Source organism: Streptosporangium subroseum (assembly GCF_900188345.1).
Taxonomy (GTDB): Bacteria; Actinomycetota; Actinomycetes; order Streptosporangiales; family Streptosporangiaceae; genus Streptosporangium; species Streptosporangium subroseum.
Map to the genome: position 1 here is coordinate 1 of NZ_FZOD01000046.1, position 14,203 is coordinate 14,203.

12 protein-coding genes are annotated in these 14,203 nt (G+C 70.3%); 3 read left to right on the top strand and 9 right to left on the bottom strand.

Annotated features, from left to right (window positions below):
* Positions 1-1,243, bottom strand: a 1,243-nt coding sequence (locus CHC08_RS33030; protein WP_143653431.1) for a HAMP domain-containing protein, incomplete at its 3' end; no start/stop codon positions are given.
* Positions 1,244-1,453: 210 nt separating this feature from the next.
* Here CHC08_RS33030 and CHC08_RS33035 point away from each other — a divergent pair.
* Positions 1,454-2,902, top strand: coding sequence for a PP2C family protein-serine/threonine phosphatase (locus CHC08_RS33035; RefSeq protein ID WP_245878705.1), 1,449 nt, complete (start codon positions 1,454-1,456; stop codon positions 2,900-2,902).
* 208 nt (positions 2,903-3,110) lie between these two features.
* Here the strand turns inward: CHC08_RS33035 and CHC08_RS33040 are convergent, their stop codons facing one another.
* The 3 genes from CHC08_RS33040 to rho all read right to left on the bottom strand — a co-directional run bounded on the left by CHC08_RS33040 (position 3,111) and on the right by rho (position 7,182).
* Positions 3,111-4,877, bottom strand: coding sequence for a S9 family peptidase (locus CHC08_RS33040; protein WP_089211311.1), 1,767 nt, complete (start codon positions 4,875-4,877; stop codon positions 3,111-3,113).
* A 131-nt stretch (positions 4,878-5,008) separates the two neighbouring features.
* Positions 5,009-5,884 (bottom strand): putative RNA methyltransferase, encoded by an 876-nt coding sequence (locus CHC08_RS33045; RefSeq protein ID WP_089211312.1) that lies wholly within the window; start codon positions 5,882-5,884, stop codon positions 5,009-5,011.
* 134 nt (positions 5,885-6,018) lie between these two features.
* Positions 6,019-7,182, bottom strand: coding sequence for a transcription termination factor Rho (gene rho, locus CHC08_RS33050; protein ID WP_089211313.1), 1,164 nt, complete (start codon positions 7,180-7,182; stop codon positions 6,019-6,021).
* Positions 7,183-7,362: 180 nt separating this feature from the next.
* On the opposite strand from rho, the gene CHC08_RS33055 reads away from it, so the two are divergent.
* On the top strand, positions 7,363-8,109 hold the full coding sequence (locus tag CHC08_RS33055) for an MBL fold metallo-hydrolase (protein WP_089211314.1): 747 nt from the start codon (positions 7,363-7,365) through the stop codon (positions 8,107-8,109).
* Positions 8,110-8,216: 107 nt separating this feature from the next.
* On the opposite strand, the gene CHC08_RS33060 is transcribed toward CHC08_RS33055, so the two are convergent.
* The 3 genes from CHC08_RS33060 to CHC08_RS33070 form a co-directional block, all read right to left on the bottom strand.
* Positions 8,217-9,395 (bottom strand): YbfB/YjiJ family MFS transporter, encoded by a 1,179-nt coding sequence (locus CHC08_RS33060; RefSeq protein WP_089211315.1) that lies wholly within the window; start codon positions 9,393-9,395, stop codon positions 8,217-8,219.
* A gap of 300 nt (positions 9,396-9,695) precedes the next feature.
* On the bottom strand, positions 9,696-10,370 hold the full coding sequence (locus CHC08_RS33065) for an alpha/beta fold hydrolase (RefSeq protein ID WP_089211316.1): 675 nt from the start codon (positions 10,368-10,370) through the stop codon (positions 9,696-9,698).
* 296 nt (positions 10,371-10,666) lie between these two features.
* Positions 10,667-11,032, bottom strand: coding sequence for a YybH family protein (locus tag CHC08_RS33070; RefSeq protein ID WP_089211317.1), 366 nt, complete (start codon positions 11,030-11,032; stop codon positions 10,667-10,669).
* Positions 11,033-11,131: 99 nt separating this feature from the next.
* Between CHC08_RS33070 and CHC08_RS33075 the strand changes: the two genes are divergently transcribed.
* Entirely contained in the window at positions 11,132-12,040 is a 909-nt protein-coding gene (locus CHC08_RS33075; protein ID WP_089211318.1) for a LysR family transcriptional regulator, read from the top strand.
* A 23-nt stretch (positions 12,041-12,063) separates the two neighbouring features.
* Here the strand turns inward: CHC08_RS33075 and CHC08_RS33080 are convergent, their stop codons facing one another.
* Positions 12,064-13,323: an MFS transporter gene (locus tag CHC08_RS33080; RefSeq protein WP_089211319.1), complete on the bottom strand. Its 1,260-nt coding sequence runs from the start codon at positions 13,321-13,323 to the stop codon at positions 12,064-12,066.
* Positions 13,324-13,587: 264 nt separating this feature from the next.
* Positions 13,588-14,145 carry a helix-turn-helix domain-containing protein gene (locus tag CHC08_RS33085; RefSeq protein WP_089211320.1) on the bottom strand — a complete coding sequence of 186 codons (558 nt, stop codon included), beginning with the start codon at positions 14,143-14,145 and terminating at the stop codon, positions 13,588-13,590.
* Positions 14,146-14,203 lie beyond the last annotated feature (58 nt).

Genomic DNA, 14,203 nt, shown 5'->3' on the forward strand with positions numbered 1-14,203 from the left:
CCTGCGCGTCGACGTCGATCTTGCGGGTCAGGTCTCCGGTGGCGACGGCGGTGGTGACCTCGGCGATGTTGCGCACCTGGTAGGTCAGGTTGTTGGCCATGAAGTTGACGTTGTCGGTGAGGTCTTTCCAGACGCCGGAGACGCCGCGGACGCGGGCCTGGCCGCCGAGCTGGCCCTCGGTGCCGACCTCGCGGGCGACGCGGGTGACCTCGTCGGCGAACATCGACAGCTGGTCGACCATGGTGTTCAGGGTGTCCTTGAGCTGAAGGATCTCCCCTTGGGCGTCGGCGGTGATCTTCTTGGACAGGTCGCCCTGGGCCACCGCCGTGGCGACCGTGGCGATCGCGCGCACCTGGGTGGTCAGGTTGCCCGCCATGAAGTTGACGTTGTCGGTGAGGTCCTTCCAGACGCCGGAGACGCCGCGGACCTGGGCCTGGCCGCCGAGCTGGCCCTCGGTGCCGACCTCGCGGGCGACGCGGGTGACCTCCTCGGCGAACGCCAGAAGCTGGTCGACCATCGTGTTGACGGTGTTCTTCAGCTCGAACATCTCGCCGACGGCGTCGACGGTGACCTTGCGGCTCAGATCGCCCCTCGCGACCGCGGTGGTGACCAGCGCGATGTCGCGGACCTGCGCGGAGACGCGGCTGGACATGGTGTTGACAGCCTCTGTCAAATCACGCCAGCTGCCGGACATGCCGCGCACGTTGGCCCGGCCGCCCAGACGGCCCTCGGTGCCGACCTCGCGCGCCACCCGCGTCACCTCGGAGGTGAAGAGGGAGAGCTGGTCGACCATGCCGTTGATCGCCTTGCCGAGGCGGCGCACCTCGCCTCTGGCGCTGCGGTCGAGGTCGATCCGGCGTGACAGATCTCCCTTGGCCACGGCGTCGATGACGTCCGCCGCGCCACTGACCGGACCCACCAGGGCGTCGATCAGAGAGTTCACCGAATCGACGCTTTCGGCCCAGGAACCCACGCCTGGACCGGCGGTCAGGCGTTCGCCGAACCGGCCTTCCTTGACCACCTCGCGGCGGACGCGATGGAGCTCGTTGGCCAGGTGCTCGCGACGGTCGGCGACCTCGTTGAGCAGCAGGCGGATCTCGCTGAGAATCCCCGGCGGGGCATGCGGAACCCGGCGACGGAAGTCACCGTCGCGCCAGGTGATGAGCGTCTGAAGGATCGGTTGCAGATCCGACTCGCTGTAACGTCGCTCCTCGACGTCGGGCACGGTGTTGGCCGTGGTCATAAGACCTCCTTGACTCGCGGGGGCGCAGCCGTGAGTCACCCCAGTCTGTCACGGTGCGCAACTTGTAGTCCCGCCTTCGAATCACCCCATGACAGTGGGATGTGTGGTAGTCACGGAACAGTGACCAATGCTCCCCGAGCCGTTCTGGCTGCGACATTCGCCCCAGGAGACACGGCTGTCTCTGCCGCCAGGCGGTTCACCAATGAGGTGTTGACCGCCTGGGCCGCCGTGTCCGTGCTGACAGTGGCGGATCGCCTGGTGGGAGAGCTGGCTTCGCAGGTCGTCGACCTGCCGTTCGAGGTCGTCTGGAGCCATCTGGGCGACGGTCTCCGGGTTGAGGTGCGCCAGAACAGCGCCCCGGCGACGAGCCCCAGCGGTCCCAGTATCCCGGTGGAGGAGTGGGGCGTCACCTTCGCCGGGCAGCACCGCACCCACTGGGCCAGGCTCCGACTGCCCGAATTCGCGGGACGGACGGTCTCCGAGTCGTCCATGGAGGAGCCGAGCCGCGGGCCGATCTGGATGGGTTTCCTCGCCGACGCCAGCGACCTGCTCGCCGGAACCCTCAACCCGGACATGGTGCCCGCGATCATCTCGCAGATCGTGGTGCCCCGGCTGGCCACCTGGTGCGCCGTCTACACCTGGACCGACGGCGGCGGACCGCAGCGCCCGGCCTACCTGTGGCACACCGACGAGCGGCGCATCGACGAGCTGGCCGAGGAGCTGGCCGCGATCCAGATCCCGCAGGCCGGCGGCTCGATGCAGCTCGGCGACTCCCAGATGCTGGTGATCCCGCTTCTCGCGCGCGGGCGGGTGCTGGGGACGATGTGCCTGGGACGGCCCGACCGGTTCCCCGAGGACATTTTCCAGTACGCCGAGGACATCGGCCGCCGGGCGGCCCTCGCCATGGACAACGCCCGGCTCTACGCCACCCAGGCGGCGGCCAACCGGGCGCTGCAGCGCAGCCTGCTGCCCCCGAACGAGCCCGGCGAGATCCCCGGGCTCGACTCCGCCGTGGTCTACGAGCCCGCGGGGGAGACCAACGAGGTCGGCGGCGACTTCTACGATCTGTTCGCGGCGGGAGACGACTCCTGGCGGTTCGCGGTGGGCGACGTCTGCGGGACCGGCCCCGAGGCCGCCGCGGTCACCGGCCTGGCCCGGCACACCCTGCGCCTGCTCTCCAGGGAGGGGTACGGCGTGGCCGCCGTCCTCGACCGCCTCAACCAGGCGATCCTGGAGGAGGGCGAGCGGGCCCGGTTCCTGACCCTGCTGCACGGGGAGATCACACCCGTGCCGACCGGGCTCGACGTGTGGGTGGTCTCCGCCGGCCATCCCGAGGCGCTGCGGCTGAAGCCCAGCGGCGTCGTGGAGACCGTGGTGACCTCCCAGTCCCTGCTGGGCGTCTTCCCCGAGGCGACCTTCAAGGCGGAGCTCGTCCACCTCGACGTCGGCGACGTCCTTCTCGCGGTGACCGACGGGGTGACCGAGCGACGCCGGAACGGCCACCTGCTCGACGACGACGGGGGTCTGGCCAAGCTGCTCGCCGAGTGCGTGGGCCTGTCGGCGCGGGCGGTCGCCGAGCGGATTCGCCGTGCCGTACAGGACTTCGCCCCCGAGCCGAGCGCGGACGACATGGCGATCGTGGTCCTCCGCGCCCGATGACCCGGTGAACCGGCGCCTCGGTGGCCGGGAAAGCCGGTGTCCCAGCGGTCCGGCGACCCCGTGACCGATGCCTCGGCGACCCGGCGGCCGGTGTCCTGGCGACCTTGTGGCCGATGCCCCGGCCATCTGCGCGGCGATCTTGAAGCCCGGCGATTCGGCGACCCGGTGGTTCGCGGGTGGCATGCCGGTGCGCCGGGCGGGGCGGGGGTTAGGCCTCCGTCTTCACGTGCTTGCGGGCGAAGTCCAGCTGGGCCGACATCTGCGCGATGCGCTCGGAGACGACCAGCGAGCCGTGGCCCGCGTCGTAGCGGTACACCTCGTGATCATGAGCGCGCTCGGCGAGCCGGGACACGTACGTCTCGATCTGCCCGATCGGGCAGCGCGGGTCGTTCTCCCCGGCCAGGATCAGCAGCGGGGCCTCGACCTGGTCGACGTAGGTGATCGGCGAGCAGTTCTTGTAGCGCTCCGGCTGTTCGGCGGGAGAGCCGCCGAGCAGCGCCCGGTGGTAGGCGCGCAGCGCCTCGGTCTCCTCCTCGTAGGTGGCCAGATGGTCGGCGATCGGCACCGTCGCGATGCCCGCCGCCCACATCTTGGGCTGGGTGCCCAGGCCGAGGAGCGTGAGATAGCCGCCCCACGAGGCGCCGGCCAGTACCAGCCGGTCCGGGTCGACGACGCCGCGGTCGACCATGGCGTCCCTGACGGCGGCCACGTCGGCGAGCTCGATGTGCCCGACCTCGCCGCTCAGGGCGTCCCGCCAGGCGGAGCCGTACCCGGTCGAGCCTCGGTAGTTGACCCGCACCACCGCGAAGCCGAGGTCGACCCACGCGGCCACCTGGGGCACGAAGGAGTCGTCGTCCTGCGCGGACGGCCCGCCGTGCAGCAGGAAGACCGCGGGGAACGGCCCGGATCCGCGCTCGGGGCGGGAGACCAGGGCGTGGATGCGGCCGCCGGGACCGTCCACGTCGACGTCCTCCACCGGGACGGACGGCGGGGAGATCGGCCCGCCGTGGTTCATCACCACGTGGCCGTTGGTCGACCGGATCACCTGCGGGTGGGCGCCGCTGGACCAGGAATATTCCACGGAGCCGTCGGGACGGGGCGCGGCTGCCTCGATCACGCCGTGCTGGGTCTCGATCGGGAAGTGCCCGCCGCCGGGGAGGTCGTAGCGGGTCAGCTGGGTGCGGCCGCGGTTGGCCCGGATGACGAGCAGCGAGCGCCCGTCGTCGTACCAGTCGGCGGTGATCTCACCGGGGTCGCGTAACCAGATCTCCCGCTGGTCGCCGGTCTCGGGATCCCAGACCAGCGGCTCGCGGCGGCCCCTGCGCTCGTGCAGGGTGAGCAGCCTGCGGTCGCCGGGCAGGGGCGCGAAGCGCAGGCCGAGAACGCCCTTGCCGGGGCCGTCGTACAGGTCGCCGACGAGGTCGCCGTTCGGCCGGAGCACCCGCAGCGCGGGGTGCCGGGAGTCGCCGTGCTCGCTGTGACTGATCGCGATCAGCGAGCCGTCCAGGGAGATCGCGGAGACGGAGGCGGCCTCGGCGTGCTCGTAGATCACACGTGCGGGCTCGCCGGGCCGTACGAGATAGATCGTGAAGCCTCCGCCGGGCCTGGCCATGCCGATGGCCGCCTCGCCGGTCGAGGACAGCGCGATCCCCGCGGGAGAGCCGGGTTCGAGGTCGATCGGCTCGTCGGGACCGCCGCCGAAGGGCTGGCGCATCCAGCGGCCCCACTCGTCGCCGTCGGTGTCGGAGAACCACCAGATCCATTGGCCGTTGGGGTCGAGCGCGCCGTGCGAGGTGCCCTTGGGTCGCGCGGTCGCCTGGCGCGCCGAGCCTGCCGCGCGGTCCCAGACGTAGACCTCCCACGCACCGGAGGCGTTACTGCGGTAGACGGCCCGGGCGGGAGCCTGGCGTGCCCACACGGGCAGCGTCACGCGCGGCGCACCGAACCTGGCCTGCCAGCGTTCCTCCGCCTTCATATGGCGCTTCCCTCCGTCAAGGCATTGGTTTTACGCGTCCTGGCGCGGGCTCGCCGGATTGCGGTCCAGTATGTCGTCTTCAAGGGTTATTCGCTTCACTAATGTCTGGGAATTTCGGACTAAAAGTCACATCAGTAACATGTGTCACGAAGGGGGCTGTCAAGCACACGACTTGATCGGAGATGGGTTTGAAAGATAGACATACGGAAAGAAGCGACCACATTGGTTGTTTCCGGGAGCTCTGTGATTTTTCGTCGCATAACCTCCCTATCTGTATGCCAGGCGCTCGGTCCCATTCCCACGACGGCCTCGATCGTCTCGTGCCCCAGGGCCATCTCGAACTCGTGGGTGCTCCGTCCGGTTTCGAGGAAATGGTCGCTCAGACTCTCCGCCACCCGGCGTTCCTTCGACTCGTCCACCGAGAGCAGCCCCAGGCTCTCGACCAGGGGCGCGAGATGCCGTGAGGTGGGCGTGACCACGATCAGCTCGCCGTCGTCCTTGAGCACCCGGGCGAACTCTGCCCCGTTGCGCGGAGCGAACACATTAAGAAGGACATCCACCGTGTTGTCGCGGACGGGCAGCGGCCTCCACACGTCGGCCACCACGGCCCCCAGCCGCGGATGGGCCCGCGCCGCCCGCCTGATCGCGTGCTTGGACACGTCCAGTGCCATCCCGACGGCCTCGGGGAGACGATCGAGCACCCCGCTGAGATAGTGCCCGGTCCCCGCGCCCGCGTCCGCGACCACTCGCGCCTCGGTACGGCAGGCGCTTGCGAGCGCCTCCGCCAGGGGGTCGAAGTGGCCGGCCCCGAGGAAGGCGTCCCTGGCGGCCACCATGGCGGTGCTGTCGGCCGTGCCGGGCGCCTGGGAGCCGGTCAGCAGGCTGACGTATCCCTGCCTGGCCACGTCGAAGCCGTGCCCTTGGGAGCACCTGACGACCGGGCCGTCCAAGCTCAGCCCGTCGCCGCAGACCGGGCAGGCAAGGTAGTCGACGACGTCAGCCAGCATGTCCCTATCATCCCTGCTTCAGGACATGGTCCGACTGCCGCTCCGAACGCCGACGCCCACGGTCGCCCGTGACCAGGCCGTTTCCGGCATCCGGAGGACGAGGCGATTGGCCGTTTCTGGGGAGTTGAGGAGGCTCAGGCGGTCTGCTGGATCTGCTGGAGGAAGGCGGCGTTGGAGGGCGTCTCCCGGAGTCTGTCGGTGAGGAGCTCCAGGGCCTGCTGCTTCTCCAGGCCTCCCAGGGTACGGCGCAGCCGCCAGGTGAGCTGGTGCTCCAGCGGGTCGAGGAGGATCTCCTCGCGCCGGGTGCCGGAGGCGTCGAGGTCCACGGCGGGGTAGAGGCGTTTGTCGGCGAGGGCGCGACTGAGGCGCAGCTCCATGTTGCCGGTGCCCTTGAACTCCTCGAAGAGGGTGTCGTCCATCCGGGAGCCGGTCTCGACCAGGGCGGTGGCGAGGATCGTCAGCGAACCGCCGTCGCGCAGGTTGCGTGCGGCGCCGAAGAAGCGGCGCGGGGGAAGAAGAGCCGAGGCGTCGATGCCACCGGCGAGGGTGCGTCCGCCGCCGGGGGCAAGATTGTTGTAGGCGCGGGCGAGGCGGGTGAGGGAGTCCAGCAGGAGGACGACGTCGTGCCCGGCCTCGGCGAGGCGCTTGGCGCGTTCGACGGCGAGTTCGGCGACGACGGTGTGGTCGCGGTCGGGGCGGTCGAACGTGGACGCGGCCACCTCGCCGTGGATGGACTCGCGCATCTCGGTGACCTCCTCGGGGCGCTCGCCGACGAGCACGACCATGAGGTGGCAGTCCGGGTGGTTACGGGTGATCGCGGCGGCCAGGTCCTGCAGGATCATGGTCTTGCCGGCCTTGGGCGGGGCGACGATCAGGCCGCGCTGGCCCTTGCCGATCGGGGCGAACAGGTCGACGACCCTGCCGGTCACCGAGCCGGTCTCCAGGCGGAGCCGGTCGCGCGGGTGGATCGGGGTCATGTCCGCGAAGTCGGGTCTGCGCCGCCAGTCGGCGACGCCGTTGACGGTCTCCACGTCGATCAGCTTCTCGTACGGCTTGCGCGCGGTGGCGACGACGTGGTCGCCGGGGCGCAGGCCGTACTGCCTGATCTGGGAGTGGGGAACGCGCACGTCGCCGGGACCGGGCAGGTAGCCGGAGGTCCGGATATATCCGGTCTTGTCATGGATATCGAGCAGGCCGGCCACGGTGTCGACCGGGGCATCGCTCTCGCGGGGACGGGGCGGTCTGGGAGGGCTCTCGCGAGGACGCGAGGATTTCTTGATGGGTGTTTCGACGGTCATCTATGACCTTTCACAGGGGGCGAAAGGTCATAAGCGACCTTTCACGGGGGGTGAACCGCATGCCTGAAAAGGGGCGGTAACTGAGAGAAGCGGGGTGGAACGTCGCACGCGGCCTAGCCAGCAGTGCGTCACACCCGATATCACCGTAGCATCGTCAATCCATTCCGAACAGGAGAACGGATGCCACATCAGTCCATAACAGTCGCCGGGGTCGAGGTGTTCCCGCTGTGTGACGCCGTGGGGCCGATGGGTGACTCGATCCGGCGCCCGCTGCCGGAGATGTTTCCCGGAGGCTGCCACGGGGAGCCGGACGAGTGGGTCCTGCACTTCCACTGCTACCTGCTGCGCGACGCGACGGGCAGGACGGTGCTGGTGGACACCGGAATCGGCCCGGAAAACTCGCCCGCGGCGACCTGGGCGCCGGTTCCCGGAGTTCTCGGCGACGAGCTCGCGCGGGTCGGGGTGGCGCCGGAGAAGGTGGACGCGGTGGTCATCACGCACCTGCACAGCGACCACGCGGGCGGGGCCGTGATCGACGGGTCACCGGCCTTCCCCAACGCCCGGTACGTCCTCCAGCGGGCCGAGATCGACGCGGCCGCCGAGGAGGTCCTCGACCATGTCATCCGGCCGCTGGGCGAGCGGCTCCAGGTGGTGGACGGGCGATCGGACGTGCTTCCCGGCATCCGGGCGCTCCTCGCACCGGGGCACACCCCGGGCCACCAGGTCGTCCAGGTCGGCGATCTGGTGCTGACCGGAGACGTGGTGCTGCACCAGGTGCAGCTGACCGATCCCAGGGTGACCTATCTCTACGACGACGACCCCGAGCTCGCCGCGACCACGCGGGTGGAGTTGCTGGACCGGGTCAGAGCGGAGCGGGGAATGATCGCCACCGCCCACTTCGCCGAGCCGTTCACCAGGCTCCCCTGACGGAGGCGCGCGGGGCACCATCGGACCCGGCGGTCGTTCGCTGACATAGGAAGCTGAGACGCTCGTTCTCCGGCGAGAGGCCGGGGCTCTTCGTTCTCCGGAGCGCTTCAACGCCGTGGCGGGGTTTTCGATCGGGCGTCTCGGCGGGGCGCGCTCCGCGGTCGGGTCCGCTCGGTCGCGGCGATCACGGCCGCGGCGGCGCAGAGGACGGCGGTCCAGGCCAGCGTGGCGTCGGTCGAGGTGTGGTCGGCGAGCATGCCCGTGATCCAGGGGCCGGCGGTCTGACCGGCCGCGAACAGCACGGTGAAGGCGGCCAGGGTGGCGGTCCAGTCGGCGGGTGCGGTGCTGTCCCGGATCAGCGCGGTGACGGCGGCGGGAACGCCCATGAACGTCGCCCCGTAAACGATCGCGGAGGCGATGATGACGGGCGGTGAGGGTGTGGACAGGGCGAGCGCCGCCGCGCCGCCGAGGACGCCCAGCAACGTGGCGAGGGTCCGGGCGCCGGACCAGTTGGTGGTCGGACGGCCCCACAGCGCGGGCGCCGCCACCACGGCGAGGCCGAGCGAGGTCCAGGTGAGCACCACCTGGGCGGGTGACGCGTGCTGGTCGGCGAGATATACGGACAGGAAGGTGATGTAGGAGATGTAGCCGGCGGAGAACAGCAGGTACGCCAGAGCGGTCCGCCGGAGCGGACGCACCCGCGCTCGCCCGGCGGTGGCGGCGACGGGCAGGTCCTCGTCCGTGCGCGCGGCGGTCCAGCCGACGATTGCCGCCAGGCCGGCCGCGGCGCTCAGGGCGACCCAGGCGACGTGCCAGTGATGGCTCAGCATCGGGACGGTCACGCCGCTGAAGGCGATGCCCAGCCCGGTGCCGGCGAAGTAGACGGTGATGGGTGCGGTCGAGGAGACACGGGTGGCGATGCGCGAGGCGATCACACCGCCGGTGATGAACACCAGCGCCCCCGCCGCCCCGGCGGCGGCCCGTGCGGCCAGCAGCACCGGGTAGTCGTCGCTGACCGCGGTGGCGGCCAGTGCCACCGCGGTGAGGATCATCCCCCACCGGAAGGTGGCGGCGGTGCCCAGCCGGCGGACGACGACGGCGGTCACCAGCGCGCCGACGAGGTAGCCGAGCCCGTTGGCGGTGCTCATCGCTCCGGCTTCGGCCAGGCTCCAGCCGAGGTCACCGCGCATCGCCGGGACGAGTAGCCCGTACGCGAAGCGCGCGAGTCCGAGCGCCGAAGCGGTGCCGAGGGCCAGCCGCACCGCCTGCCACTCCGGTGGCCTCATCGGTGTCGCGCCAGGGGGCTCGGCACCGTACGTGCCGGGGTCACGCGGTGGTCCGGCAGGGGACGGCCGGTTGCGAATGCGGTCCGATCTGTCACAGAGTTCCTTTTTCTGACGTTACGGCGTGTGGCAGGCGTGTGAACGACGTGCTGGGCATGGCGAATCCGCCGTTGGCGGATGCCGGTATCGCCCGACGGCCGGCCGGGGCCGCCGGGCTACGGAATCGGTCGACGGTCGAGCAGGGGGCACCGGTCGACGGCCCCGGCCGGGGCCGCTGGGCGAAGGAATCGGGCTGAGCAGTGATCAGCCGGGTTGAACGGCCTCAAGAAGGATCTTCAGCAGATCCTCCGGCGCGTCCCGCATGAGGTTGTGCCTGCTGTCCAGCGCGTGGGTCGTCCACAGCGGGTCGTCGCGCAACCGCTGGTAGATGGGGGTGAACGGCGACTGGCCGTCCCACCCCGCCGCGTACACGTAGTCCCTGCGACGGAACCGCGCGAGGTCGCCGGTGAGCCGGATCGACTGGAGCAGCGAGGCGAGCGGATGGGGCGTGGCACGTGAGTCGAAAAAGGGCAGCGGCCGCACCGAGTAGCCGGTCTCCGCCACGTCCAAATACCATTCTCGTTCCTGGTCGGAGACGAGGGTCCAGCAGGAGTCGCCATGCCGCGGCACGACGGCGTCCAGGTACGCCAAGGAGTCCACCCGCTCCGGCACGCGGTCCGCGACCCCGGTGATCACCATTCCCCCGTAGCTGTGGCCGACCAGCACCGCGTCCTCGATCTCTTCGGCCTCCAGCATGCCGACCACGTCCTGGACATGCGTTTCGAGGTTCACTCCCGCGTTCAGCAGGTGGCCGCGCTCGCCGAGCCCGGTCAACGTCAGCGGGTACGCGCGATGGCCGTGGAGCCGTAGCCCTTCGGTGAGGGGCTCGTAGGTCCAGCCGCCATGGCACATGCCGGGAACGAGAACAAAAGTCGCCAAGATCGTGCTCCTTGTATCGGTTGCCGGCGTTGTCACCGCGTGGGTGGGTGGGTGGGCGGCCGGTCGGGTTCGCCGAGCCCGGCTCCCGCTCGGGTTTGTCGGACCTGGCCACTGCTCGGGTTTGCCGGATCCGGCCCCGCTCGGGTTTGCCGGATCCGGCCCCGCTCGGGTTTGCCGGACCCGGCCCCTGCTCAGATTCGTCGGATCCGGCCCCGCTCGGGTTCGTCGGGCCCGGTCCCTGCTTGGGTTTGCCGGATCCGGCCCAGGGGCCGTTTCTCATATCGGGAGGTGGGGGGTCAGCGGGTGGGAGGGACGAACTCGGGCTGGTCGAGCAGGCGGAGCCAGCTTCCGTCGGGCTGGCGCCGGACGACCTGCGCGCGGGCGCCGGTCCCGTCCTTCGGCGGGGTCGAGGTGAGGGCGATGTCGCCGCTCGTCAGCGTGGGCAGCGGTTGTTCCGGCTCGAAGTGGGGGCGGCCCGCCAGCACCTTCTCCCACAGCGCGCGGATCGCCTCCCGGCCCACCGTCTGGCCGCCCGGCGGGTAGGCCAGGACCGCGTTCTCTTCGTAGAGTTCGGCGACTCCGGCCGCGTCACCGGCATTGGACCGCTCGACGAACAGGCGGGTGAGGTCTTCGGGCCGCATGGCCTTCTCGTACTCCGGCATGGATTCCTCCTTGGGGTCGGGCTTCGACATCTCCCAGCGTGGTCACTCGCTTCCCAGAAGTCCAACAGATGGATCTGCTGGGAACTAGAATCTCCAGTTATGGAGCTGAGGCAGCTGGAATACTTCGTCGCGGTCGCGGAGGAGCGAAACTTCACCCGGGCGGCCGAGCGGGTGCACATCAGCCAGTCCGGCGTCAGCGCCCAGATCCGCCAGCTCGAACGCGAGCTCGGCGCCGAGCTGTTCGACCGGTCGGCACGCACCGCCACCCTCACCGTCGCGGGAAAGGCCGCGCTCGAACACGCCCGCGCCGCGCTCGCCGCCACCGCGGCGCTCGGACAGGCGGTGGGCGAGGTGACCGGCCTGATCCGGGGCCGGCTCACCGTCGGGATGATCATCGGCTGCACCGTCACACCGCTGTTCGACGCACTCGCCGCCTTCCACCGGGCGCATCCCGGTGTGGAGATCTCCCTGTTGGAGGACAACTCCGACCGGCTCGTCGAGGGGGTGCGTGACGGCACCGTCGACCTGGCCCTCATCGGGACCGCGACCGCCGCCCCCGACGGGCTGGACGCGCTGACGATCGTCAGCGAGCGGCTCGTCGCGGCGGTCCCGGCCGGTCACCCCCTGGCGGAGCGGGCCCCGGTCACCCTGCGCGACCTGAGTGCCCACCCGATCGCGTGCATGCCACCCGGCACCGGCCTGCGTACGGTGTTCGACCAGGCCTGCGCGGCGCAGAGCCTCCAACCGGTGATCGCGCTGCAGGCCAGTGCCGCGGACGCCATCGCCGATCTCGCCACCCGCGGGCTCGCCGTCGCCATCCTCAGCGCCTCGATGGCAGAGCGTTACCGCGACCGGCTCATCACCCTCACCATCGACGACGTCGAGACGCCCGCCCTGCTCGCCCTGACCTGGAGGAGCACGCACAACCCCGCGATGCGCGAGCTGCTCGCGCACAGCCGGAGGGCGTTCGCCAAGCCCGATCCCGGACACGCCCCCGCCCGCCGTTGAGGCGTCGGTGAGCTCGGCGACCTCTAGGCCGTTTCGGGTGCCACCTGGTGGCCGGGAGCGGGTTCGGGTGCCGCCTGGCCGGCCAGGAGCAGGCGCCTGGTCTTGCCGCGGTAGCGGAGGACCTGGATCGCGCCCAGCGCCCAGATCGGATACTGCACGGCGAACGCCCACCGGAAGGTGTCCAGGGTGGTCTCTCCCAGCAGGTCGAGGGTGACGCCGACCAGAGCGATCACCGACACGGACGCGACGAAGCCGCCGCCGTTCACGATGCCGGTGGCCGCGCCGATCCGGGCGGCCGGGTTGAAGGTCCTGGCGTAGTCGAAGCCGATCATCGATCCGGGGCCGTTGACCGCGAGCACCGCCACCAGTAGGAAAAGGAGCCAGAGCGGAGCCCGGCCCGGCCAGATCAGTACGGCGGTCCACGCTCCGGCGGTGCTGCCGATCACGATGAGCACCATCCGGGAACGGTGGAAGGGGAACCGCCCGGCGAGATAGCCGAGCAGCGGCCCGCACACCATGCCGCACACGGTCAGCGTCGTCAGCAGCAGGCCCGCCGTCGAGGGATCCAGACCCTGGCCCTGGACCAGGAACGGATATCCCCACAGCAGGAGGAAGGCCGCCGCCGAGCACTGGGTGGCCGCATGGGTCCACATGCCCAGCCGGGTCCCCGGTTCGGCCCAGGCGGCCCTGAGGCTCGGTGGTTCTCCGGTCCGTTCGGGGCGGGAGTCGCCCAGCACCGTGAGCACCAGGAACACCGACACGACACCCAGGCCGGCGGCGCCGAGGAAGGTGGGCGTCCAGCCGTAGGCGTGGAGGGAGTGGATCAGGGGCACCGTTGAGGCGATCGCGCCGAGCTGGCCGAGCAGGCCGGTGAGCTGGACCATCACCGGGTTGCGGTGGGCGGGAAAGTAGAGGTTGACCAGGCGGATCACGCTGATGAACGTCATCGCGTCGCCGCAGCCGATCAGCGCCCGGCCCGCGATCCCCGGCAGCAGCCCGCCTGCCAGCGCGAAGACGAGCTCGCCGCAGGCCATCACGGCGGCCCCGATGACCAGCATGCGCTTGGACCCGAGCCGGTCGACGAGCACTCCGACGGGTACCTGCATGGCCGCGTAGACCAGTAGTTGCAGCATGGCCAGTACCGCGAGCCCGGCCGCGCCGACATCGAGCCTCGCCGCGGCCTCGATGCCGGCGACGCCGAGGGACTGACGGTGGAAGACCGCGATGATGTAGGCCGATACACCGGTGGCCCAGAAGAGAACTGCCTTGGACCGTGGTGTCATGGGATGAATATTACTTTTAGGTATTTTTTCATGACGTAATGGGGTCTTCGGTGGGCCCGGAGATGGGGAATTCGCGCGGGACGTCAAGGACGAGCCCGAGGAAAGGCCATGGGCGGGCCCGCAGAAGTGGGAGCCACCTGGATATCTGAGGCGGACGCCCTACTCGGTGGCGGGGGGCTCGGGGTTGCCCGTGAACCGCGAACCGACAGACCCGGCTGGAAGGCCGGGTGCTGAAATCCTCGGTTTTCAGAGCCGGGGAGGACGTCAAGGACGCGGATAGCGGATCAGCAGGCTGGCCTGAACGTCCTCGTCGCCGACCGTGGCATAGATGTGGGGGACGTCCGACCGCCAGGTGATGTGCTCGCCCGCTCCGGCCAGGAGGGGTGCGTTCACCGGGCCGGCGTTCAGCACCCCCGCGAAGATCGTCATGTGCTCGGTGACGCCTTCGTGGTGGGCGGGGGACACCTGTGTGGAGCCCGCGGGGATCACCAGCCGGTAGAGCTCGTAGGTGACGGACTCGTCCTCGAAGACCTGGAGCAGCACACCTTCGACGGCCGTACCGCGGATCACCGAGGTCGTGTCGGCGGCGAGAAGCGAGGCCAGCGGGACGCCGAGCTCGGCGGTGATCGCCCAGAGCGTTTCGAGGGTGGGGTTGCGGAAGCCGTTCTCCAGGCCGGACAGGGTGGCCTTGCCGATGCCCGCCCGGCGGGCGAGCTCCGACAGGGAGATGCCGTGTTCCTCGCGCAGCAGGCGGATCCTCCGCCCCACGTCATGGGTGCCGGTTTCCAGGGCTGGACGGGGGGTTTGTCGGCCGGAGTCCATGAAGCTATGGTGCATCACGATGACCGTTCCATATACGGAACGATCCGTGAAGCGCCGG

Bases quoted from the DNA above. Each gene is read 5' to 3' on its own strand.
- CHC08_RS33040 (WP_089211311.1), bottom strand. From the start codon at position 4,877: ATGAAGGCGGAGGAACGCTGGCAGGCCAGGTTCGGTGCGCCGCGCGTG.
- CHC08_RS33045 (WP_089211312.1), bottom strand. From the start codon at position 5,884: ATGCTGGCTGACGTCGTCGACTACCTTGCCTGCCCGGTCTGCGGCGAC.
- rho (WP_089211313.1), bottom strand. From the start codon at position 7,182: ATGACCGTCGAAACACCCATCAAGAAATCCTCGCGTCCTCGCGAGAGC.
- CHC08_RS33055 (WP_089211314.1), top strand. From the start codon at position 7,363: ATGCCACATCAGTCCATAACAGTCGCCGGGGTCGAGGTGTTCCCGCTG.
- CHC08_RS33060 (WP_089211315.1), bottom strand. From the start codon at position 9,395: ATGAGGCCACCGGAGTGGCAGGCGGTGCGGCTGGCCCTCGGCACCGCT.
- CHC08_RS33070 (WP_089211317.1), bottom strand. From the start codon at position 11,032: ATGCCGGAGTACGAGAAGGCCATGCGGCCCGAAGACCTCACCCGCCTG.
- CHC08_RS33075 (WP_089211318.1), top strand. From the start codon at position 11,132: ATGGAGCTGAGGCAGCTGGAATACTTCGTCGCGGTCGCGGAGGAGCGA.
- CHC08_RS33080 (WP_089211319.1), bottom strand. From the start codon at position 13,323: ATGACACCACGGTCCAAGGCAGTTCTCTTCTGGGCCACCGGTGTATCG.
- CHC08_RS33085 (WP_089211320.1), bottom strand. From the start codon at position 14,145: ATGGACTCCGGCCGACAAACCCCCCGTCCAGCCCTGGAAACCGGCACC.